Source organism: Paenibacillus pabuli, from assembly GCF_039831995.1.
Lineage (GTDB): Bacteria > Bacillota > Bacilli > Paenibacillales > Paenibacillaceae > Paenibacillus > Paenibacillus pabuli_C.
The window spans coordinates 1607205-1626438 of the sequence record NZ_JBDOIO010000003.1; the positions used below are offsets into that span (position 1 = coordinate 1607205).

Annotated in this window: 25 protein-coding genes; 2 read left to right on the forward strand and 23 right to left on the reverse strand. The window is 44.3% G+C overall.

Going from position 1 to position 19234, the window contains the following annotated elements; translation table 11 throughout:
- Positions 1-212 precede the first annotated feature (212 nt).
- The 18 genes from ABGV42_RS09145 to ABGV42_RS09230 form a co-directional block, all read right to left on the reverse strand.
- Positions 213-758 (reverse strand): GNAT family N-acetyltransferase, encoded by a 546-nt coding sequence (locus tag ABGV42_RS09145; protein WP_347381405.1) that lies wholly within the window; start codon positions 756-758, stop codon positions 213-215.
- A gap of 56 nt (positions 759-814) precedes the next feature.
- On the reverse strand, positions 815-1309 hold the full coding sequence (locus ABGV42_RS09150) for a hypothetical protein (protein WP_347381406.1): 495 nt from the start codon (positions 1307-1309) through the stop codon (positions 815-817).
- A gap of 18 nt (positions 1310-1327) precedes the next feature.
- Entirely contained in the window at positions 1328-2209 is an 882-nt protein-coding gene (locus tag ABGV42_RS09155) for a methyltransferase domain-containing protein (RefSeq protein WP_347381407.1), read from the reverse strand.
- A 52-nt stretch (positions 2210-2261) separates the two neighbouring features.
- Positions 2262-2687: a GNAT family N-acetyltransferase gene (locus ABGV42_RS09160; RefSeq protein WP_347381408.1), complete on the reverse strand. Its 426-nt coding sequence runs from the start codon at positions 2685-2687 to the stop codon at positions 2262-2264.
- 34 nt (positions 2688-2721) lie between these two features.
- Positions 2722-3498 (reverse strand): class I SAM-dependent methyltransferase, encoded by a 777-nt coding sequence (locus ABGV42_RS09165; RefSeq protein ID WP_347381409.1) that lies wholly within the window; start codon positions 3496-3498, stop codon positions 2722-2724.
- Between the two features lie 72 nt (positions 3499-3570).
- Positions 3571-4128 (reverse strand): GNAT family N-acetyltransferase, encoded by a 558-nt coding sequence (locus ABGV42_RS09170; protein ID WP_431523641.1) that lies wholly within the window; start codon positions 4126-4128, stop codon positions 3571-3573.
- A 53-nt stretch (positions 4129-4181) separates the two neighbouring features.
- Positions 4182-4577: a VOC family protein gene (locus ABGV42_RS09175; RefSeq protein WP_347381411.1), complete on the reverse strand. Its 396-nt coding sequence runs from the start codon at positions 4575-4577 to the stop codon at positions 4182-4184.
- A 128-nt stretch (positions 4578-4705) separates the two neighbouring features.
- Complete coding sequence (locus ABGV42_RS09180; RefSeq protein WP_347381412.1) at positions 4706-5464, reverse strand: creatininase family protein; 759 nt, start codon at positions 5462-5464, stop codon at positions 4706-4708.
- Positions 5465-5547: 83 nt separating this feature from the next.
- Positions 5548-6045 (reverse strand): GNAT family N-acetyltransferase, encoded by a 498-nt coding sequence (locus ABGV42_RS09185; protein ID WP_347381413.1) that lies wholly within the window; start codon positions 6043-6045, stop codon positions 5548-5550.
- Positions 6046-6096: 51 nt separating this feature from the next.
- On the reverse strand, positions 6097-6969 hold the full coding sequence (locus ABGV42_RS09190; protein WP_347381414.1) for a hypothetical protein: 873 nt from the start codon (positions 6967-6969) through the stop codon (positions 6097-6099).
- Positions 6966-7217 (reverse strand): hypothetical protein, encoded by a 252-nt coding sequence (locus ABGV42_RS09195; RefSeq protein WP_347381415.1) that lies wholly within the window; start codon positions 7215-7217, stop codon positions 6966-6968. Before ABGV42_RS09195 ends, ABGV42_RS09190 begins: the two co-directional genes overlap by 4 nt.
- Positions 7218-7227: 10 nt before the next feature.
- Positions 7228-7629, reverse strand: coding sequence for an NUDIX hydrolase (locus ABGV42_RS09200; RefSeq protein ID WP_347381416.1), 402 nt, complete (start codon positions 7627-7629; stop codon positions 7228-7230).
- Positions 7630-7858: 229 nt separating this feature from the next.
- Positions 7859-8941, reverse strand: coding sequence for a Gfo/Idh/MocA family protein (locus ABGV42_RS09205; RefSeq protein ID WP_347383189.1), 1083 nt, complete (start codon positions 8939-8941; stop codon positions 7859-7861).
- Between the two features lie 66 nt (positions 8942-9007).
- Entirely contained in the window at positions 9008-10180 is a 1173-nt protein-coding gene (locus tag ABGV42_RS09210) for a Gfo/Idh/MocA family protein (protein WP_347381417.1), read from the reverse strand.
- Positions 10177-11067, reverse strand: coding sequence for a sugar phosphate isomerase/epimerase family protein (locus tag ABGV42_RS09215; RefSeq protein ID WP_347381418.1), 891 nt, complete (start codon positions 11065-11067; stop codon positions 10177-10179). Before ABGV42_RS09215 ends, ABGV42_RS09210 begins: the two co-directional genes overlap by 4 nt.
- Positions 11068-11332: 265 nt before the next feature.
- A complete protein-coding gene (locus ABGV42_RS09220) occupies positions 11333-11830 on the reverse strand; it encodes a metallophosphoesterase family protein (protein WP_347381419.1) in 498 nt (165 codons plus the stop codon).
- 34 nt (positions 11831-11864) lie between these two features.
- A complete protein-coding gene (locus ABGV42_RS09225; RefSeq protein WP_347381420.1) occupies positions 11865-12299 on the reverse strand; it encodes an Rrf2 family transcriptional regulator in 435 nt (144 codons plus the stop codon).
- A gap of 41 nt (positions 12300-12340) precedes the next feature.
- Positions 12341-12718: a DivIVA domain-containing protein gene (locus ABGV42_RS09230; RefSeq protein ID WP_347381421.1), complete on the reverse strand. Its 378-nt coding sequence runs from the start codon at positions 12716-12718 to the stop codon at positions 12341-12343.
- A gap of 252 nt (positions 12719-12970) precedes the next feature.
- Between ABGV42_RS09230 and ABGV42_RS09235 the strand changes: the two genes are divergently transcribed.
- Positions 12971-13537, forward strand: coding sequence for a TraR/DksA C4-type zinc finger protein (locus tag ABGV42_RS09235; RefSeq protein WP_347381422.1), 567 nt, complete (start codon positions 12971-12973; stop codon positions 13535-13537).
- A 128-nt stretch (positions 13538-13665) separates the two neighbouring features.
- On the opposite strand, the gene ABGV42_RS09240 is transcribed toward ABGV42_RS09235, so the two are convergent.
- From ABGV42_RS09240 to ABGV42_RS09260, 5 genes are all read right to left on the reverse strand, one after another.
- Positions 13666-14310, reverse strand: a complete 645-nt coding sequence (locus ABGV42_RS09240; RefSeq protein WP_347381423.1) for an ArsR/SmtB family transcription factor — start codon at positions 14308-14310, stop codon at positions 13666-13668.
- A gap of 108 nt (positions 14311-14418) precedes the next feature.
- Entirely contained in the window at positions 14419-15696 is a 1278-nt protein-coding gene (locus ABGV42_RS09245; RefSeq protein WP_347381424.1) for an MFS transporter, read from the reverse strand.
- A 166-nt stretch (positions 15697-15862) separates the two neighbouring features.
- Positions 15863-16867, reverse strand: coding sequence for a Gfo/Idh/MocA family protein (locus tag ABGV42_RS09250; protein ID WP_347381425.1), 1005 nt, complete (start codon positions 16865-16867; stop codon positions 15863-15865).
- 2 nt (positions 16868-16869) lie between these two features.
- Positions 16870-17244 (reverse strand): helix-turn-helix transcriptional regulator, encoded by a 375-nt coding sequence (locus ABGV42_RS09255; RefSeq protein WP_347381426.1) that lies wholly within the window; start codon positions 17242-17244, stop codon positions 16870-16872.
- A gap of 306 nt (positions 17245-17550) precedes the next feature.
- Entirely contained in the window at positions 17551-18699 is a 1149-nt protein-coding gene (locus ABGV42_RS09260) for an acyltransferase (protein ID WP_347381427.1), read from the reverse strand.
- A 63-nt stretch (positions 18700-18762) separates the two neighbouring features.
- Here ABGV42_RS09260 and ABGV42_RS09265 point away from each other — a divergent pair, with 63 nt between their 5' ends.
- A complete protein-coding gene (locus tag ABGV42_RS09265; protein WP_347381428.1) occupies positions 18763-19167 on the forward strand; it encodes a YidH family protein in 405 nt (134 codons plus the stop codon).
- The last annotated feature ends 67 nt before the right edge of the window (positions 19168-19234 follow it).

A 19234-nucleotide genomic window follows, 5' to 3' on the forward strand; every position in this document is an offset into this window, starting at 1 on the left:
TTTCAGGGATAATAATCGTTGGATTCTGAATGGAAGGAGAAGTGTTGACTTACACATACATGAAGGATCGTTTCATATCTGAAAACTAAAAAGAGCAGAAAATGAACGGATAACCATCTACCGTCATTGCCTGCTCGTTTAATTTGATTTAATGATATGCAGCTGCAGATTTTCTGCACTTTTTTGTGAAGGTTTATAAATTGCTTTTAACATCACGTATTTTTTACAATTCCATAATAGATTAGGTCTTCGTACTGGCCTTCTTTCTTCACATGATCTTTCAATATGCCTTCCTGGGTCATGCCTATCTTTTGAAGAACTTTTCCAGATGCCGGATTGGAAGCAAAGTGTCGTCCGTACACTTTATGAAACTTTTTCACATGAAAAGCAAAGTCCAATATCGTTTTTGAAGCTTCTGTCGCATAACCATATCCCCAATAGGGCTCACCGACCCAATAAGCGATTTCGCCATGATTGTACCGATGATCATAAGATAAGGCTATCGCGCCATATAATACTCCCGTTGCTCTATCACAAATCGCAAATTCATAGTGTTTACCCGTCTCAAAATTCTGGCGATGATGCTGAATCCAGGATAACGCACAATCGAGCGTATAGGGGTAAGGTAATGTAAGCGTGCTTTTATAAATATTGTAGTTGTTACACAGCTCAGTTACAGTGGCAGCATCGGCTTCTTCGAACAATCTCAGACACAGCCTTTCCGTAGTCAACGTTTGTTGAATGTCATCATAGTCCATCGGCTCCCTCCTTTCTGTGATGCTTCACTTTTTATCTTTTGATTTCCTTCACAAAATTAAGAATCAAGTAACTCAAGATTTTTGTTATCCGTTAAGATGATCAGTTTGTGATGATACGGATGCAATCTTTTTTCGAAATCCACTCGATTTCTCTCAAAATCCCGTGTCCATTTATACATCATTTTTAACATCTGTACATCAGAGGTATAATGACTCTTTTCAATTCCTAAATTTTGTTTGATAAATCGCAAAAAAATTCTCGTTTTTCTTTTCCACAAAGGTGTATCCAAAAAGATGATCGTATCTGCTATATCCCATAAGCATCGGTAAGATTCCCGATCCGTTCCTTCGAATATCCATGGACCCAGACGGTCAATTTCCTGAATCACCGCAATTTGTTCATCCGGTGTTCGTTTATTTCTTCCATGAGGTGTCTCATGATGGACTATAGTATCCAACTCATACCACGGTATATTTAGTTTTTGAGATATTTGCTTAGCCAATGTCGTTTTTCCACTTGCCACAATACCCAGGATTAGAATCTTTTTCATCTAAGTCTCTCCTACGAACTATGCTCTGCGAATCGTTCCGAACGAAATTTTCATGCTGGGTGCATACGTTAGCCAGGACTCCTGATTGAATCTCTTGGAAAACGTTAATTCAGCTTCAAACTGCTCGCTTGCTTCCTCTGGCTGTAATGCTCTACTCACTAAGCTGTTTATGATCTCATCGGAATCACCAGGTTCCTGCCCAATCCCTTCTTCTCTCAATGAGTTGAATAAACTGCTTTTGCCTTCCATCTCCATGTTTTGATCCAAAAAGTTAACCTTATCACTCATCCTGCATTCCACGTTTTGTAATCCCAATTGACTCATTAATATAGGCAGCCTTATTCCAATGTTCCCATCCTTACCTGTACGGCTGTAATCGTTCTCGAATAACTTTTGCAGAACGCCTAACTTAACGATGCGACTTTGTTCAACACCATCCAGGTTACAGTTCGCCATATTACCAATCCAATGAGGTTCAAAACAGATAACTTTACCTTGGTCCTTTACACTCTCGATCATCTTCTGTAGGATCACAGCTGAGTTGTTCATATGTAATAAAAAAGCATGACTCACGGCAATGTCATACTTCTCTTCTACGTCCAACTGTTCAATGTCACATGACATAAATTCAGTCTGAAACGGGACATTCGAGAACATCTCCCTCGCTTCTTTTATCAATTCCTCCCCTTTTTCCACTCCCGTATAGCTTGAACCTTCAGGCAACAATGGAAGTAGTTTAAGGCCTAGATAACCGAATCCACAACCGTAGTCGATAACGCTTACAGGATTGGTGATCTTCCACACACTTTGTACAAGAAATTGCAGGTAATCATCATTATAATAAAGGCCTCTCGTATTCCTCAGATATTCGATTTTGCTATCCCAATAATATTCAGACATGATCCTATCCCCCTTTCATGTGCTATTTATAGAACTATTTGTTCATAGTCATTTACCTGTCCCTCAAATCATCTGGAAGTCTTATCATGAATCGATCACGGTTTCTATGGAATTGATACTGTTCGTATAGTTCATGTGCATCTAGTGTTCCAAGTAGTCCCATTACATTTTTGAAGCGGTCCGACTGTGTTATGACTTCTATGAGTTTCTTGCCAAGGCCCTGTCCTCGATATTTCTCATCGATAAAAACATCACAAAGCCAGAACATCGTAGCCTCATCTGTAACCACCCTCGCAAATCCCACTTGAATCTCTGCTTTGTAGATCCCATAACATATGGAAGAACTGATGGATTTCTCAATGATTTCATCTGATCGTTTGTTCGCCCAGTAGCTCCTTGCAAGAAATCCTTTTACCGTAGGAAGGTCGATCTTCTCTTTGTTGTCACTAATAAGATATTCTCCATATACGAAATTCATTGACCCAGCTCCTTATGAATGTGTTTCGTTTTTCCTACAAAAATTTTCTCCCTAAAAATAATGCCACTCTGTGTTCTTTATAAATCTTTCCGCCTGATTGATCAATTGAGTCTTTAATCTTTTCAAATAAAATATCCTTTTGTGTTTCGGGAAGCTGTCTATGCTTCGAATTCGTGTTAAGTAATGAAATATAATCGTTGCTTGAATATGTGAGAATTTGACTGTACTCTCTAACCATTATCTTGGTAAAGATTCCTGTCTCCTCCGTGATTGCTCTTCTTTCATTGATGGTTTCTTCGGGGGTTTGGAACGTTGAATCGTCCAAATGTGGTGCAAGTTCTTTATAGTGTGATCGTATTTCGTTATGGAGCTCATCAAACATGGGCACATGTATGGTCCAAAAAAAGGCAATCGAACCTGAACTCTCAAGAAGTTCCCATACTTTACGATAACCAAACTTGGGTTCGATAAAATGAAATGCTGTGCCTGAAATGGCTAACTTAAAAGGCCAACCTTCACCGTTCCATTCTTCAAAGGAGCTATTAATCACCTTGATCGTTTCATAGGATTTAAATTTCTCGGCAGTGAACTGGGCCAAACTGTCACCGTATTCAATACAGGTAATTTGTTTGTAATCTCTTTCGACCATTCCTCCCGTGGCTTGGCCTGTCCCGCAACCAATCTCCAGAATTTTATCTTCTCTATCCAGATTGGAATAATCAAATATATCGTTATACATTTCATTTGGGTAGGTAGGTCTATATTTTTCATATTCATTTGCAATTGAATTAAACGTCTCTTTATTCTCCAATTCAATAACCTCCTACGGTTCTAATTTAATATTCATCTACATGACTGAAGTGAATGGCAAGTATAATCAAAATTATTGGGTAATCCATTCCTCTCTTAATAATCCCATACGGATCGAATCATAGTATGTATTATTGTAGAAGCGGCACTTCCGAAGTCTTCCTTCCAGCTGCATGCCCAGTTTCTCTGCGACCTTCATCATTCTTTCATTTCCTGACCAGGTTGTTAATCCTACTCGGACTATAGGTAGCTTTTTGAACAAATAGTCGATCCACATCTTCAAAACAGCCGTTCCATATCCACCATTCCAATACTTGGGTTTATATATGACGATCCCTACTTCCATCCAGTTGGACGGTTTGTGCTCCCAATAATAATTCACTGTACCTACGATCTCATCATTAATTTGAATGATCATTCTATGAGCGGGCTCACCATCTTCTAGCATTTCCTTACTTGTATATTCTTGAAACACAGTATAACTGACTTGCTCCAACGGAAAATAAGGTGCGTCCCACTTTTTCCACTCCGGTTGTTCATCTTCATATATCAGCTCGTAGAGCTCAGGGATATCTTCGTGCTCTATCTCCCTAATTAGAACGTTATGATTTAACACTATGGTTTCACTTATGATCATAGAGGGTTTAACTCCTTTTCTTTTTCGATGTATTAGTTCTATGTCTATCAGTAAATCAGTTCACAATCATGATGTTCCCAAACGTCAAACAAATTCCCATCCAGATCTTCAAACACAAAGAACTTACCATACTTGCCTTCATCACTAATGTTTCTGACGTTAACACCCGCTGTTTTCAGATCGTTATGTAAAATCAAAATATCATTAGTGAAGAATGTAATTACCCATCTTTTTTGATTGTTTACTTCAAATACAGCTCTGGTATCATTATCACTCTGAATCAAATCCAAGATCGGTCTATTCTCCCTAAATAGACTCAGATAGCCTTCTCTTCGATTTCTAATATTGAACCCAAAATGTTTAACAAACCAGGTCGCGGATTGTTCCACATCGTTAACCGGAATCACGTTGTAGGCAATCCCTATTATTTTCCCAACTTCCATACATACCTCCCTTTCGTTTTTGCATGTCTAAATATTTCCCGTTGATCTCTCTCCTCTGAACCTCCTGAAATGTCTGTACTTATCTCCCACACGAGCTTCCTGCACACATGTGTTTTGCTCTAAGATTCCTAGCTTTTCAGACCCATTTTTCGTTGGTACCCTTCTTCCAGTACTTCTTTCAGCCCCTCACATTTTCTTGATATAAACGTTTCCCAAAATACTCTTCCCTTCTCGGCCATCTCTTCCTTGGTTAATTCACCCGGCACATAGTTTCCCCAACACCCGTCTTTAGTTAACTTGTCCCAGCCCATGAAATCAGCAAATGTTCTATTCCTATCTGGTATTTCAGACCCCATTGGTTGTAAAACCACTTTTTCCGGGCACAACCATAAAGCGGTACACACGGACATAAAGCCGCCATGTAATTCATCTATCCCTTCAAACGCTGCTGCTTTTACCGCTACTGACCATGCATCATGTTGATGATGAGGGTGGATTACCAGGATATCTGGATATTTATAATTGATGTGCTTAATAAATGCCCCTTCCCAATAAGCACCTCCGTGCCCCGAACAGATTAGAAATTTACAAAAACCCTGTTTGGATAAATTAAAGATGATCTCTTCCAGCATGGCGGTTAGTATATTAGGGCTTACGGTTACAGTACCTTTAAAATTCGCATGTTCTTCGGATGTGTTAAAAGGAAGTGCCGGGAGCACATAGGCATTAAGTACTTCGCCATAGGCCTTAGCATATTTTTCTGCAATTAATGTATCTAAGTGCATTGGTAAATAAGGGCCGAACTGCTCTGTTGCACCAACGGGTATAACGACGGTATCCAGGTTATGTTCAGTTAATTGTGCAGTGGTGTTCGTATAATCGAACAATATAAATCCCCTTTCTTTTTAATTCATTTCGTTACTTCATTGTCTGTTACTCTATTACGTTCATGAAGATCCAGCTTTCACATCTATAATTCCAATTCGTATTTAAGCTGTTTTTTGGTGTTTCCTCCAATTAGTTCAACCTTTTCTTCTGTTTCTTTAAATCCACACTTCTCATAAAACCCTCTTCCTATATCATTGTCTTTAGCTACCCAGGCAAACAATTGCTTTATCGGTGCTAACACTTGAATATATCTCTGAATGAAGCCTGTTCCAATTCCCAGCTTGTGATATTCTGGCCGTATATAGATTCGGATTAATTCATACTCTTCTTCATGAACTTGAGTTGTTTGGGCAAATCCAGCGATGACGTTGTTATATTCCGCTATTAAAAACTTTCGTTTGGAACTTTGCTGGTCTCTCTCTACAGAACGACTTAAGTTCTCAGTCGAATAAGCAACATTTAGAAAGTTATGAATGTAATCTTTGGAGTAAATGTCCCCATAAGTAAACATCCACGTATCACGAGCAATAGTTTGGATATGAGGGATATCCTCATTCGTAACAAATCGATATGTAATCATGTGGTCACCCTTCTTCCCGTTGAAATTGTAACTTACAAGGAAATTCATGAGTTACACTGTTTCCTCTTTTCGGTATATCTTGAACTCGTATGCCTCCCACTCCTGCCTAAGTTCGTCCCAATTCATAATTCTCCATGGATTAAAAAATAAATTGTGGCTAATATGGTAGGATGCATGCTGGACATTTCCACCGTTGTTCATCCAAACGACAACATCGCCTATATGTAATTCTTCTGTGTTTATAATAGAATAGTTAGCTCTCTTTAATCCTTCCAAAAATGTTTCGGGATGAACCCATTCATGGATGATCCATTCTTCTTGATTTACAGCAAATAATGTTGCAGACAAGCAATTGCCACCTGAAAGTAAAGGAAAAGTATTCGCATACAGTCTTAAATGTGGCGGAGCCGATCCAGGCAATTCATCACATGTCCAATCATCCCATTTGGATGCGTATTCAATTAGTAGATTTTCTTTGATCTCATAAGGGAGTGTTCGCCATATCTCCCGATGCAGCACGATATACTGCTCTTCCTGACCCTGTACTAAATACTCCTCCGGAAAAGAATAATTAGTGCGGAAAGGCGTAAGCGGCAAAATTAAGCCTCTGTTTAACTCAAATTGAATATGATTAATTTGCTTTTGTACATTCATAGGTAGATTGGTAAACCATTCTGAATTACTTATAACAACATATTGAACTTCACTTGATAAATTCCAGTACTCAAAACTGTTTACCAATTGAATTTGCTTATAAGAAGCGTGGTTAAAGAATTCTTTCTTAGGGATAATTAAAGTACGGCTAGGAGATTCATCTATTAACGATAAGTCCTCTTCCTTAAGAAACAGAAAATCTCTTTCTGGTACATATATCTCCAACCAATGATCAATCACTTCATTTGGTGGTTCTATCTTTATTTTCATTTTTCTCTCCTCCGATAACTTCCCGGAAATCCGGAAACGAGCAGCACAAATCCGATAAAAAACAGGAAGTAGACAAGCCAGCCTGATCCATTGTCATTCAGTGATACAATCTCTCTTGGATTACCACCGGACGCATAACCTGCTTCAACAATCGCTGCAGATAGTCTTACCGAGATTCGCTCCATGGCCGCAATACCTGCACTTCCTAACATCAGCGACGCACCCAAAATCTTATTTGTATTACTCATGTTCATTCTCCTATTCTGCAAATTCAATCAAAAAGGGATGCATTGCGGCATCCAAAGCGTAATGGATTCGTTCCCGGAAATTTCCCCAAGTAATCATTTCATCTGCCTGTTCCAATGTGAAGAAACCGACTGCCTCACTTTCATTACTGGTCGTGAGCGTGCCGCCTACAGGCTTCCCGGTGAAAATATGGTTACATACTCCTCGAGTGATATTTTGGTACACACCACAAAAATGGACCAGTTCGATATCAATCCCAGTTTCTTCTTTCACTTCCCGAACGGCGGCTTGCCTTATTGTTTCTCCTTTTTCCACACATCCTTGCGGCATTTCCCATCCCCTTCTCCCTTTCATAAGCAAAATCTCGTTATTTTCATTAAGTACGATTACACTTGCAGAAACGATAAATTTCATAAAAATCCCCCCTTGTGTTTGATTTTCTACCGACTCTCAATTCTAAAAACACCCTTCAAATCTATACAATCATATTTACTATTATTTTTAACAACTCACCAACTTCATCCATGATAAACCATATAATGCCATTTGCGAAGCCATCTAATAAAAAAAAGGCAACCTGGTTACAGGCTGCCCTCTCCACATTGAAGATAACTCATGAACTATTGATTCACTTGAATAACGTTTACTTCGCGCCGCTGCTCCAGACAACTCTTTCACTCATGGCTTTATGCTGGGCAATCAGGCAAAGCTCTGCCGCCTTAAATGCATGTTCCTGTGTCATAGCTGTCTCCGTCCGCTCCAGACAATCCCGGATGAGATCTCCGAAGAACGGATAGCCGACCTGTCCTTTAACACTGTAACGGTATTCACCTTCATGGTTAACCAGATAGACCTGATCTCCCACCGGCTCTCTCGCGACGTCAATATATTTCCGCAATTCAATGTACCCGTCTGTTCCCAAGATTACAGTACGCCCATCACCCCATGTCCCGAGACCGTCCGGTGTGAACCAGTCTACCCGGAAGTAACCGGATGCCCCATTGTTTCCAATGAGAGACGCTTCGCCGAAGTCCTCCAGTTCAGGGAATTGTGGATGATGGAAGTTATGCACCCGGCTGAATGCCACTTCCGCATCCGTGCATGAGGCGAACGTGAGGAACTGTTCAATCTGATGACTTCCAATGTCACAGAGGATACCGCCATATTTATCATGTTGGAAAAACCACTCTGGCCGTCCTGGAGCATTCAATCGATGCGGTCCTGTTCCCATCACCTGCACAACCTTACCGATGGCTCCTTGCTCAATCAGCTGCCCGGCATAGATTGCACTTTCGACATGCAGGCGCTCACTATAATAAACCATGTATTTCTTCCCGGTCCGTTTAACTTCTTCCCTTGCCTTAGATAATTGGTCCAATGTGGTGAATGGGGCTTTGTCCGTAAAATAATCCTTGCCTGACGCCAAAACCCTCATGCCTAGTGGCGCACGTTCCGAAGTAATGGCTGCTCCGGCCACTAACTGCACCTGATCATCTGCCAGCACTTGTTCTTCCGAAGCTGCGGCCTGTGCCTGTGGAAACTGTTTGCGAAAGGCCTCCACCTTGGCAGGATCCGGATCATATACCCATTTGAGCGTTGCCCCTGCCTCCACCAAACCTCCAACCATACCATAAATGTGCCCATGATCAAGTGCTACAGCAGCAATGGTGAACTCACCCGGACCGCATGCAACCTCTTTTTTCACACTTTTGGGCGCATAAAACATTCCATCTTTAGCCACGTCATCTCCACCTTTTCATTGGTTTCAAGTACAACGATTGATATAACAGGCCTACTTAAATGTTTGCGTCAGATCCGCAGGCTGGCTGCTGCTGTAATTTTTGTCCTTCGTGGTGTTCGAACCGGCAATTCGTTCCTGCAAATGTTCATAAAACAACTCTTCATCAATGGGCAGGTCAACCCAATTGTCCGTCCAGGTCGAGAGCAGCATCGCATTGGACAACGTTAAGCCATGTATACCTTCTTCTCCTGGAGCAATGAGCGTGGCACCGGTTCGGATCGCATCAATCCAGTTACGAATCAGTCCCGGGTGACCGGATTCGGTACCCGTAATGGGAACTTCACACTTCCAGCATTCTGGCTGCCCGAAACCTCCGGTAAAGCGTTTATTGAATTCAGGCTCGGATTCCCGAAGCCGCCAGAATGTCAGCTGACCATCTTCGATCACAATTTTACCGCGGTCTCCGTTGACCTCGAATCGGTTGGTACCTGGAGCTTCACCCGTAGTCGTTACAAATACGCCTGTCGCTCCGTTTGCGTACTCCACATATGCTGTCACATCGTCTTCCACTTCAATATTCCGGTACTTGCCGAACGAACAGAATGCACGCATTCGCACAGGCATCATGCCGATAGTCCACTGCCACAAGTCCAACTGGTGAGGATCCTGATTAATCAGTACACCGCCTCCTTCACCTGCCCAGGTTGCCCGCCAGCCGCCTGAGTCATAATAGCTCTGGGATCGGTACCAATTTGTGATAATCCAGTTCGTGCGACGTACTTCGCCGAGTTCTCCCGAAGCAATAAGATCTTTCAATTTGATATACAGAGGATTCGTCCGCTGATTGTACATCATTGAAAATACTTTGCCGCTGGCTGCAGCAGCTTCATTCATCTTGCGTACCTGTTTGGTGTATACACCGGCCGGTTTTTCGATCATGACATGCAGACCATGCTGAAAAGCCTGAATGGCCTGGTCGGGGTGATCATAATGAGGCGTTGCAATAATGACCGCATCAATTGTTCCGGATGCCATCATCTGCTCCGCATCCTGCCAGTAGATGACCGAAGCAGGAAGGTTGCTGGCTACCCAGCTCTCCATTTCCTTTCGGACATCACATACGGCGACCAACTCCGCACCAGGCACATCTCCGGCAATCAGGGTTCTGGCATGTGCCGCACCCATGTTTCCAATGCCGATTACGGCTACTCGAATCAAACTCATACCTGTACCTCCTCTTCCAGACGACGCTCGATTTCGCCGAATACCTCCGCAAAATGCTGCAGCATCGCTTGGGAATTAAACTCTCCGCTGAAGTCCTCAATGCCGTAGTATCCGTCATACCCCACTGATTTCAGGTCACGAAATACTTGCATCCAATCCACAATGCCTTCTGTCAGCGGTGACCAATGACATCTCCACTTCGCTGATACGGAATTCCCCGTATTGCCTCCGTGTTGTTCCTCCTTGGACCAAGCCGCATTCTTCACATGTACGTGGGCAAGGTAAGGACCCAATAGTTCCAGCCCCATACGATAATTTTCATATCCTTCATGCACCATGTTGCCCGGATCATACAACACACCCACATGCTGGGCATCCAGGGACTGCACCAGACGATAGGCCAGTGAAGCGGTTGGCGCGATCGTCTGGTGATGCGTCTCTACCACAGCTTTGACGTTATACTGCTGAGCCATCTCCTGCACTTCGGATAAATATCGAACGGCTTGGCTGTACAGCTCCGGATAACGGGTTTTACGATCATATCCCGGCACGCCAACACGCATCATGGACGCACCCAATTCGGCTGCTGCCTGGAACGCCTGCTCTGTGGCTTGAAGATCCCCGCAGCTCAGATACGGTACCAATGCAATGGAACGTCGTCCATGTTTTGCAGTCGCTTCACGAAAATCAGGAACCTGTTCCTCCCATTTTGCCGGATCAATCGAACTCCGATTATGTCTCCAAAAAGATGGTTCTTCAGCACGTGCATCTTCCGGTATTCCGCGGAATCTCCACTCAATTCCTTCAATACCTGCTGATGCTGCCGCAGCAGTCAGTTCTTCTGCGTTCAGGTCAGGCGTCGCCACAGTGAATACGGATAGTTTCATCTTCGTCATCTCCTTATGTAAACGCATTCAATTTTATTGGATAAACGAATTGTATCATTCCAGCGTTGACACAAATAGTGTTCTGCTCCAACAGATGAATAAGAGATAAACGTGAGGCAATATTCCCCATTCAGGGATAACTGTAACTCGGCTCCGATGGATGTTACCATACTATTTCAGGTACATCCATACACAAAAAAACATCCCTGTTCAGATGTTCATTCTGAATGGGATGCAATGGTTAGTTCATTAGTTCCGCCGTTTTCTATTTTCGATCAAAAAACACATGCTCAGCATGCAATTTTCCTTGACGGGTCGTCATGATTCCAAACGAATACTGCGGCTGACGACGCCGATCCGTCGGTGAACCCGGATTGAATACCAGCACATCATTGACGGTATGCATCAAGGGGATGTGCGAGTGACCAAATATAATGGCATCTACCTGCTGACCGGCAAATGTATGAATGGCGTTCTGTTCAGTCGTTTTCGATCCCTGATGGCCATGCACCAGACCTAGACGCAAACCGTCCGCCTCCACGATGCGGGAAAACCCCAGCCTTTTTCCGATTTCAGGCGGATCCGTATTACCTGCTACTCCCTCAACGAGGGCATACTCGCTCAGCAGCTTGTATACACTCCAATCCGACCAGTCGCCTGCATGCAAAATGAGGTCAGCCTCCGGCAGGACTTGGAGTAGCGGTTCTGGCAGCTGCTTTGCTCTTTTGGGCAAATGTGTATCCGAGATCACGATCATTTTCATATCCAAGCACACCTTCCTTGGTTCAGACAATAACCTACTCTACAGACGGAGGCACAGTCTCCATCTGTGAGCAGGAACGTTCCATATCTTCAAGCGTAATGGATGCGAAGAACTGTTCGACTTTTGCCTCTGCCACCTGATACAGATTCGTCAGCAGACTGTCTATGTGAAGACCAACATCACAATTGGGATTGCAATTACCATGAATCGGAAATAGCGGACCTTCGTCCTTGGCAGCCTGATAGATCATGGCCAAAGTAATTTCACTAGCCGGCTTGGCGAGATAAAAACCTCTCATTCCGGGAGACGAATCGACGAGACCTGCCTTTTTCAGCCCGCCCAAAATACGTCTGACGACAACAGGGTTGGTGTTGACGCTTCCTGCAATCATTGCGGAAGTGATTCGTTCAGGCGCGCTGAAGGACAACAATAACAAACAATGCACACTGACCGAAAAATGTGTACTCATGATTAACCACCTTTAACTTAATATAATCCTGGTGCTTCAATCTATTCAGGGAACAGACTCTGTTCCGGGCGTGCCTTGATTTTCAGCTGCCGCACGCTGTATTCCAGCTGCTTCACAATATCATCAAGCTGTTTGCGATCGATTTTCGTCGGATCATCCACCGGTTTCGCCGTCGACTTAAGATCCCGAATGGTGAGCTGCTGCTCCTGCCATTTGTCCATCAGATCAGCAATATTGGCATAAAAGCGTTCGTAATCCTTGATGACCAGGTCAAGATATGCATCGACTTCATCAGGGTCATAACCACGGAGCTTATAATTGAATTGTTTTTCATGAATTGATAAGGCATCGAGCTGTACGCCCAGTTGTTTAAACAATTGTCTCTGTTTATCCAATCTTCGTTTCATATGTTCATCCATCTTGACAACCTCCATTATAAGAAAAACGTCTATCGACGTATGTTCAAAAGCAGCCGGGATCGATTCCTCAAGGAGCACGGTTCAATACGACTTCGCGGGGAAATCGCGGCAGTTTCTCTCTCTATTTTTTATAACACATTATCGGCCAGATATAAAATCAAACGCCTCTTCATTCATACAAAATGATTGTTTCCCGCCAAAATCGGGTAAGGACAGACTACACACCCCAATGCGGGAAAGGAGCATGTCGTTATGAGTACATTAACCAAAGATCAACTTCAGGAACTCAAGAGCGCCTTACTGGAACAACGCGATAATCTGCAGCGTCATTTTGAATCCAGCATGGAAGACGGAGCACCAACAGAGTCCCTTAAGGATTCTACAGGCGAGTTGTCATCTTACGATAACCACCCGGCTGATGCGGGGACGGAGACGTTTGAACGCAGCCGCGATCTGGCAATAGACGATACATTAACGGATGAGTTTAACCAGGTGAACGATGCCCTGGAGCGAATGGAAAAAGGAACCTACGGAACATGTGTCACTTGTGGACAGGATATTCCGTTTGAAAGGCTTCAGGCCATTCCCTACACTGCCTACTGTATCGACGATACACCTAATCGGGAGCTCAGCAATGATCGCCCTGTAGAAGAACAGGTTATGACCATGCCTCCGAGTGGTGCCGGAGAGGTCAGACAGCGGAATGCCGGCAAGTTCGATCATGCTGAAGCCTGGGAAGCTGTCGAAGATTATGGCACATCCAATTCGCCAGCTACGGCAGCCAAACGCGAAGTTCGAGATTACGAGGAGAACATGTAGTTCTGACGCTGATTGCCCCCTTCCCATTTAAGGTAAGGTTAGGTCAGTCACCATCGGTCTTCATCACACATCAAAAAGCCGCCTTCAGGCGGCCTTTTCTTTGTGTCGCACGGGTCTACCTAGATCGATCAAGTTTCCTTTGCATCGTCATTCGGATCGGATCTCTGATCTTCCGGCTGATGCGGTGAGACTTTGCTTTTCTGAGATTTAGTCGGTTCATCCACATGTTGGGACAACGTCGCAAACAGTTGAAAAACCTCCTGAGCCTCCTTCTGTTCATTCCGCTTCGTATATGGCTCACACATTTTCGTGATATCCCTGTACAGCTTCTCTACTTCCTCCCGGCTCGCATATAACGTCATGTCCGAGATTTGTCCAAACAAGTTCTCACCATGCTCCGCCTGTCTCATAAACATCTGGCGGCTCTGCTCATACATTTCATTTAATAGTTTAAGTGTCTCTGAACGAAAAACCTGCTTCAGCGGTGAGTGGTCCTCATCTTCATGACGAAGATGGATCTCTCCCTGAAAGGGTTCGTAGTATTTGGCAATGATTCCATTAATTTCCCGAGTGGATACGATGGTAAGCAAACCAATCTTCTCCAGCTTTTTCACGTGATAATGCACTTTCGCGGGCACTTCCCCAAGCTTGTCGGCTATTTCCTTCACGGTAGAAGGCCTTCCCTGTTTATTAAACATATTCAGGATCTGGATCCGATACGGGTCGGAGTAGATCTTGATCTCTTCGATCGTTGACAGTACTTTCTGCTGCATACCTGTATCCTCATTTCCGGGGCACCTGTTGTCCTTATATATGCATATTATACCGTTCAGTCCGGTCCCCGGTCAAAACAGGTCTTACAGAAAGATACAGGACCCCGGCTATATACTACGCCGGAATGTTTTGCTCAGAAGAAGGGATGCGGCTGACATCGCAAGCAGAATGCCAAAACCAATAAACAGCACAGGCGTAGACACCCATTCGGCTGCAGCACCCGCAATCAGACTTCCAAGCGGTACAGCACTTACGCACAGCATACTCTGAAGGGCAGATACCCTGCCAAGCATACCCGGTGGCGTAACCTCCATCAGATACGAAGCAAGAGGTGTTGTCGCCAGTGGTATGCCGACGCCCATCATCAGGCAAAAGGTAGCTGCCAGCGGCAGCTGATAAGTTGACATATACGCAGGAAGTGCGGTCATTGCATAACTAAGACCTAGCATGACAATTCCACTAATAATCAATGCACTTTTCCGATAACTGCTCCCTCTATGGGTCATCCATAATCCACTCAACACCATGCCCCCCACCATCAAGCCGCTAAGCAAACTTAAACTGCCTGCTCCCGCATGCAGATTATCGATAACGTATGGAGTCCGGAGAACATTGAAGGGCATCAGACAGAAGTTCACGAAGGCAAACAATATGGAGGCAATAAGCAGCAGGGCATGTTTGCGCATAAAATGAAAGGCTTCCATCATGTCCGAAAGCAAACTTTTGGGAGCAGCAGTGGAAGAAGCATTTTCCGCTGACACTACTTCCGCGCCGGGCGTTGAAGGATATACCACCCGACTCATTAACACCCCACTTAATGCAAAGAGTCCAGCATCGATTAAAATCGTCCACGTCATTCCGGCAGTTGCAATGAGCGCCCCTGCTACAGCAAGCCCGGCAAGTTCGGCCAATCGGGTAGCTGAAGACGACATGGCATTCCCGGAAAGCAGCATCGATTGCGGCAGCAATCGCGGTACACTGGACATTTCGGCAGGTGACGAGAAGCATTCAAGCAACGAATTCAGAATCGTGACAACGAACAAATGCCATACTTGGAGTTCTCCCATGCCAAATAATAGAGCAGTAACACCAACGAGCAGTCCCCTTCCCGAATTCGTCAGAACGATGATCTTTTTGGGAGACATGCGATCCACAACCGCTCCGGCAAAAAGGCCGAGCAGAATATTGGGCAGAAAGTTGACTGCGAGAAGTGTGCCCATCAATAGTTTGGAGCCGGTCAACATGTAGACCATCCAGCTATACGCAATCGAGTCGATAGAATCGCCGAACCTGGCTACCATCTTCCCCAGCATAAACTGCATATAAGGTTTGACTTGGATTAACTCACCGATCCCTTGCTTGTTTACTGCTGTGCCATCGCTCATATTCAATTCCGCCCTTCAACGTTAAAATATTTTTAATGTTAATATTATTTTAACGAAAGAATTCAGGAAATCAATCCCTTCATGAAAATTTTTTTAACGTTTTGTCCATGTGGTTAAAACGATAAAAAACTCCATCCTGATGGATGGAGTTGGGTTTGCTCGCTATTCAAATCAATGAAACGCGCTGACGAGTCCGTGCCGATTGCAAACAGGCATCAATAACCCGCATGTTCGCTATCGTATTTTCCGGAGTAAACGGCAATGGTGTTCCTTCTAGCACAGCTGCAGCAAAAGTTTCCGCCTGCAGAACATAAGAATTGGATACGGATACCCGTTCTTCCCGACTGACCGAATCCGTATGAACGATAATCTGCGGTGGAATGTCGCTATTCTCCCAGCCGAAGACTTTTGGCAATTCAATTCGTCCGTCTGTCCCGAGGATCTCCATCTCGGCCCTGCCGGAAGCCCACATGCCGCAATCAAACGTTAACGCCACAGAACCCGGGAATTCCACCAGCCCCGATGCCATCATATCCACTCCATCATGTTCATCGGAGAATAAGGCATGTACCGTAACCGCTTCGGGTTCCTGTCCCAGGTACATGCGGGCTGCCGAAATGGGATATACACCAAGGTCAAAGAGCGAGCCGCCGCCCATTTCCCGTTTGAACCTTACATTGTCCTTATCATCCGCCGTATTACAGGTAAAATTGCCATGGATGGCACGAACGGCTCCAATCTCTCCACTCGCTATAATCTCCTGAACTCGTCGATGCTTGGGATGATAACGATACATGATCGCTTCTGCGAATAGAACGCCGTACTCCTTACATACCTGAATCATTTCGGCAGACTCGTCCGCATTCAGTGCGGCTGGCTTCTCGCAAAGTACATGCTTTCCAGCCTGAGCGGCTTTTATCGTCCATTCCTTGTGCATATGGTTAGGCAGCGGAATATAGACGGCTTCAATATCGGGATCTGCAATGAGCTCTTCGTAACTTCCATAATATCTGGCAATGTCCAGTTCTTCGGCGAGAGCTTCAGCCTTTTCCTTGCTCCGACTGGCAATGGCGAGCACTTCTCCCCGTTCGGATTGCTGGATTGCCGGAATAACCGCATTCTTTGCAATGGTGGAAGTACCAAGTACTCCCCACTGTAGCTGCCTATTCATGCTCATCTTCCTTTCGTCCCGTAATTGTCCTCTTCTGCCTTGTGTAACATGCCTAGACAACGGTCAAGATCGGCCTTGACCTGCTTTTTGTACAATTCGGCTTTTTCCGCTCCATCATCCGTAAAGTGATATAACACGATTTCCTGGAAATCCACTTTGGGATCGCTGCCCTTCAGCTTTTTCGTCCGATAAAATACACCCTGCTGTACCAGTTCATGCAGTGCCCGGTATACTTCACTCTGAGGCGGCACATAACCGTAAGCTTTAAATTCCTGCTTCATGGCCTCCAGCATTTCGTAACCATAGCCTCTATGCTGTTCAACCATTGTAATGAGATACAGCTTGATAAATGCCCGCTGGGCAATCATAAAAGCCATGCTTGTTCCCCCTATCCTCTACCGCTCTACTTCATATTATAAAACTTGTGTTCGGTTTCTGCCATCATTCTCCGTTTTTCCCGGTTATGCAGCAGGTGAGAACAAAAAACAGGATAGATACGCAAAATAGTGTGGTAGAACGGCATTGGGGTTTTTATTCTGAATTTTTCATATAATGATTTTTTAAAATGTAAACCCAGATAAGCTTCAGTTCGACAAAAGCAAACGCGAACATACATCCACAACCCTAGATCACTACCCTCAAGAATGATGACTCTTATTGTGAATATTTCATTATTGCCTCTTTCACTTTCTGAAATTGGCCTTCGGTACAGTACCCACGATCCATTTTCCCCATCTTACACGCGAAATGCACCAACTGAGCACACAGGATAGAGCTAAAGCAAGAATCCACGTCAGAATCATTCGTACGGTTGGATTTAGTCCCCATGCAACGTAAATATATTCATCTGGAATGTAACTGTAGCGCAGCATGAGCATATGCATGAGATAACCGCCGTAAGAAACGCTGCCGATCCATCCAAGCCAGCCCACAGCCAAGTGATTATGCAGTTTGCCTGCGAGCTGATACATGACCATGATCGATGCGATTAGAAAGAGAGCCATATCCGGTCTGATCAAGCTAACGGTATAAAATGTGATCTGAATACCTTCCGGCTTTTGAAATTCCAGCATTAATAGATATGTAAACCGAAGACCCATGGTTATAAACACAGTCCAATATACCCAGCGCAGCCGATGAATCCACATATTCCAGCTTTTAACAGATAATCCGGCTGCAGCACCCAGCACAAAATAAAAAAAGAAATACAGGAAATTGCGATCGGCATAGGTTGTAAATACATCGGTCAGTACTGGAATATGGAGTCGCTCCATGACTCGTGCAATATTCCCCAATTGATCGGCTAACACGAGGTATATGGCTCCCGCAATCAGGACAGCAATCAGGCGTCCCCGTGAATCGTAACGGTTATATACATATCGTATGGCCTTTAGAAACAAGGGAAACAGCAAATAAAATTGAATCAGCATGATAATGTACCAAAAATGAGATGTGGTCTTGCCGGTAAGCAGCTTCAAACCAAGCTCAGGGACATCCAGCCAACCAATGCCGGCCCACCCTTGTGGTGTCAAGGTGAAGTACACCAACGACCACACGACATATGGTGCGATCACATCCGTTAATCGTTTCTGCATGAAACGGCCGTATTTCAGCTGCTCTCCTGTGTTATAAAACAAAACCATGCCCGTGATGAAAATAAATAAAGGGACGGCAAATTTGGAAGCCATCAGCAGGATTGCAAGCAGAACCCCGTCTTCCAGTCCGGCTTCCGGAACCAGAGAAAAATGGGCAATGGAATGCTGGAGTACAACAGCTGCAAAGGCAATCCCCCTTAAACTTTCAATTTCAGCAATTCTTTCTTTTCGTGGCATAACGTCCAGCCGCCTTTCTTGGTTTTACAGTAAAAAATAAGTACAATGATAATCGTATAAAAGATGAACGGAGGGATTCCTATCGCTGATTCCGAACTAGATACCCCCACGATTGACTCTCAATACGTACAACAGCATATGGCCAATGAACGGACGTTTCTGGCCTGGGTTCGTACAGGAATAGCCATGGTCGGCGTCGGATTCCTGGCTGCCGGATTGGGGTTTAATACTTCCTCTTATGACCAGATTGCACACATTGCAGCCATTATAACCGGAGTAACCTCCCTGGTCAGCGGCATTGCCATTATTCTGTGTTCTGCTGCTTCGTATCACCGCAAACGCAAACAAATTAATCAGCAAACCTTTCAAGCCTCAACCCGATTGATTCGCTTCCTGACACTTACTCTGTTGGTCATTGGCCTGGCGCTTGCTATTCTGCTCTATGTATTGTTATTCCCTGCTCCTTAGACTTACCTTTAAACACAATCAACACTTCATCAATATTCCAGGATGGAATTACAGGGACAAAAGCCGG

Coding starts and splice junctions, on each gene's coding strand:
- ABGV42_RS09260 (WP_347381427.1), bottom strand. CDS start 18,699: ATGCCACGAAAAGAAAGAATTGCTGAAATTGAAAGTTTAAGGGGGATT.
- ABGV42_RS09200 (WP_347381416.1), bottom strand. CDS start 7,629: ATGAAATTTATCGTTTCTGCAAGTGTAATCGTACTTAATGAAAATAAC.
- ABGV42_RS09235 (WP_347381422.1), top strand. CDS start 12,971: ATGAGTACATTAACCAAAGATCAACTTCAGGAACTCAAGAGCGCCTTA.
- ABGV42_RS09155 (WP_347381407.1), bottom strand. CDS start 2,209: ATGTCTGAATATTATTGGGATAGCAAAATCGAATATCTGAGGAATACG.
- ABGV42_RS09220 (WP_347381419.1), bottom strand. CDS start 11,830: ATGAAAATGATCGTGATCTCGGATACACATTTGCCCAAAAGAGCAAAG.
- ABGV42_RS09185 (WP_347381413.1), bottom strand. CDS start 6,045: ATGATTACATATCGATTTGTTACGAATGAGGATATCCCTCATATCCAA.
- ABGV42_RS09245 (WP_347381424.1), bottom strand. CDS start 15,696: ATGAGCGATGGCACAGCAGTAAACAAGCAAGGGATCGGTGAGTTAATC.
- ABGV42_RS09265 (WP_347381428.1), top strand. CDS start 18,763: ATGAACGGAGGGATTCCTATCGCTGATTCCGAACTAGATACCCCCACG.
- ABGV42_RS09205 (WP_347383189.1), bottom strand. CDS start 8,941: ATGTTTTATGCGCCCAAAAGTGTGAAAAAAGAGGTTGCATGCGGTCCG.
- ABGV42_RS09145 (WP_347381405.1), bottom strand. CDS start 758: ATGGACTATGATGACATTCAACAAACGTTGACTACGGAAAGGCTGTGT.
- ABGV42_RS09160 (WP_347381408.1), bottom strand. CDS start 2,687: ATGAATTTCGTATATGGAGAATATCTTATTAGTGACAACAAAGAGAAG.
- ABGV42_RS09215 (WP_347381418.1), bottom strand. CDS start 11,067: ATGAAACTATCCGTATTCACTGTGGCGACGCCTGACCTGAACGCAGAA.
- ABGV42_RS09190 (WP_347381414.1), bottom strand. CDS start 6,969: ATGAAAATAAAGATAGAACCACCAAATGAAGTGATTGATCATTGGTTG.
- ABGV42_RS09195 (WP_347381415.1), bottom strand. CDS start 7,217: ATGAGTAATACAAATAAGATTTTGGGTGCGTCGCTGATGTTAGGAAGT.
- ABGV42_RS09250 (WP_347381425.1), bottom strand. CDS start 16,867: ATGAATAGGCAGCTACAGTGGGGAGTACTTGGTACTTCCACCATTGCA.
- ABGV42_RS09210 (WP_347381417.1), bottom strand. CDS start 10,180: ATGAGTTTGATTCGAGTAGCCGTAATCGGCATTGGAAACATGGGTGCG.
- ABGV42_RS09255 (WP_347381426.1), bottom strand. CDS start 17,244: ATGGCTTTTATGATTGCCCAGCGGGCATTTATCAAGCTGTATCTCATT.
- ABGV42_RS09230 (WP_347381421.1), bottom strand. CDS start 12,718: ATGGATGAACATATGAAACGAAGATTGGATAAACAGAGACAATTGTTT.
- ABGV42_RS09150 (WP_347381406.1), bottom strand. CDS start 1,309: ATGAAAAAGATTCTAATCCTGGGTATTGTGGCAAGTGGAAAAACGACA.
- ABGV42_RS09225 (WP_347381420.1), bottom strand. CDS start 12,299: ATGAGTACACATTTTTCGGTCAGTGTGCATTGTTTGTTATTGTTGTCC.
- ABGV42_RS09240 (WP_347381423.1), bottom strand. CDS start 14,310: ATGCAGCAGAAAGTACTGTCAACGATCGAAGAGATCAAGATCTACTCC.
- ABGV42_RS09175 (WP_347381411.1), bottom strand. CDS start 4,577: ATGGAAGTTGGGAAAATAATAGGGATTGCCTACAACGTGATTCCGGTT.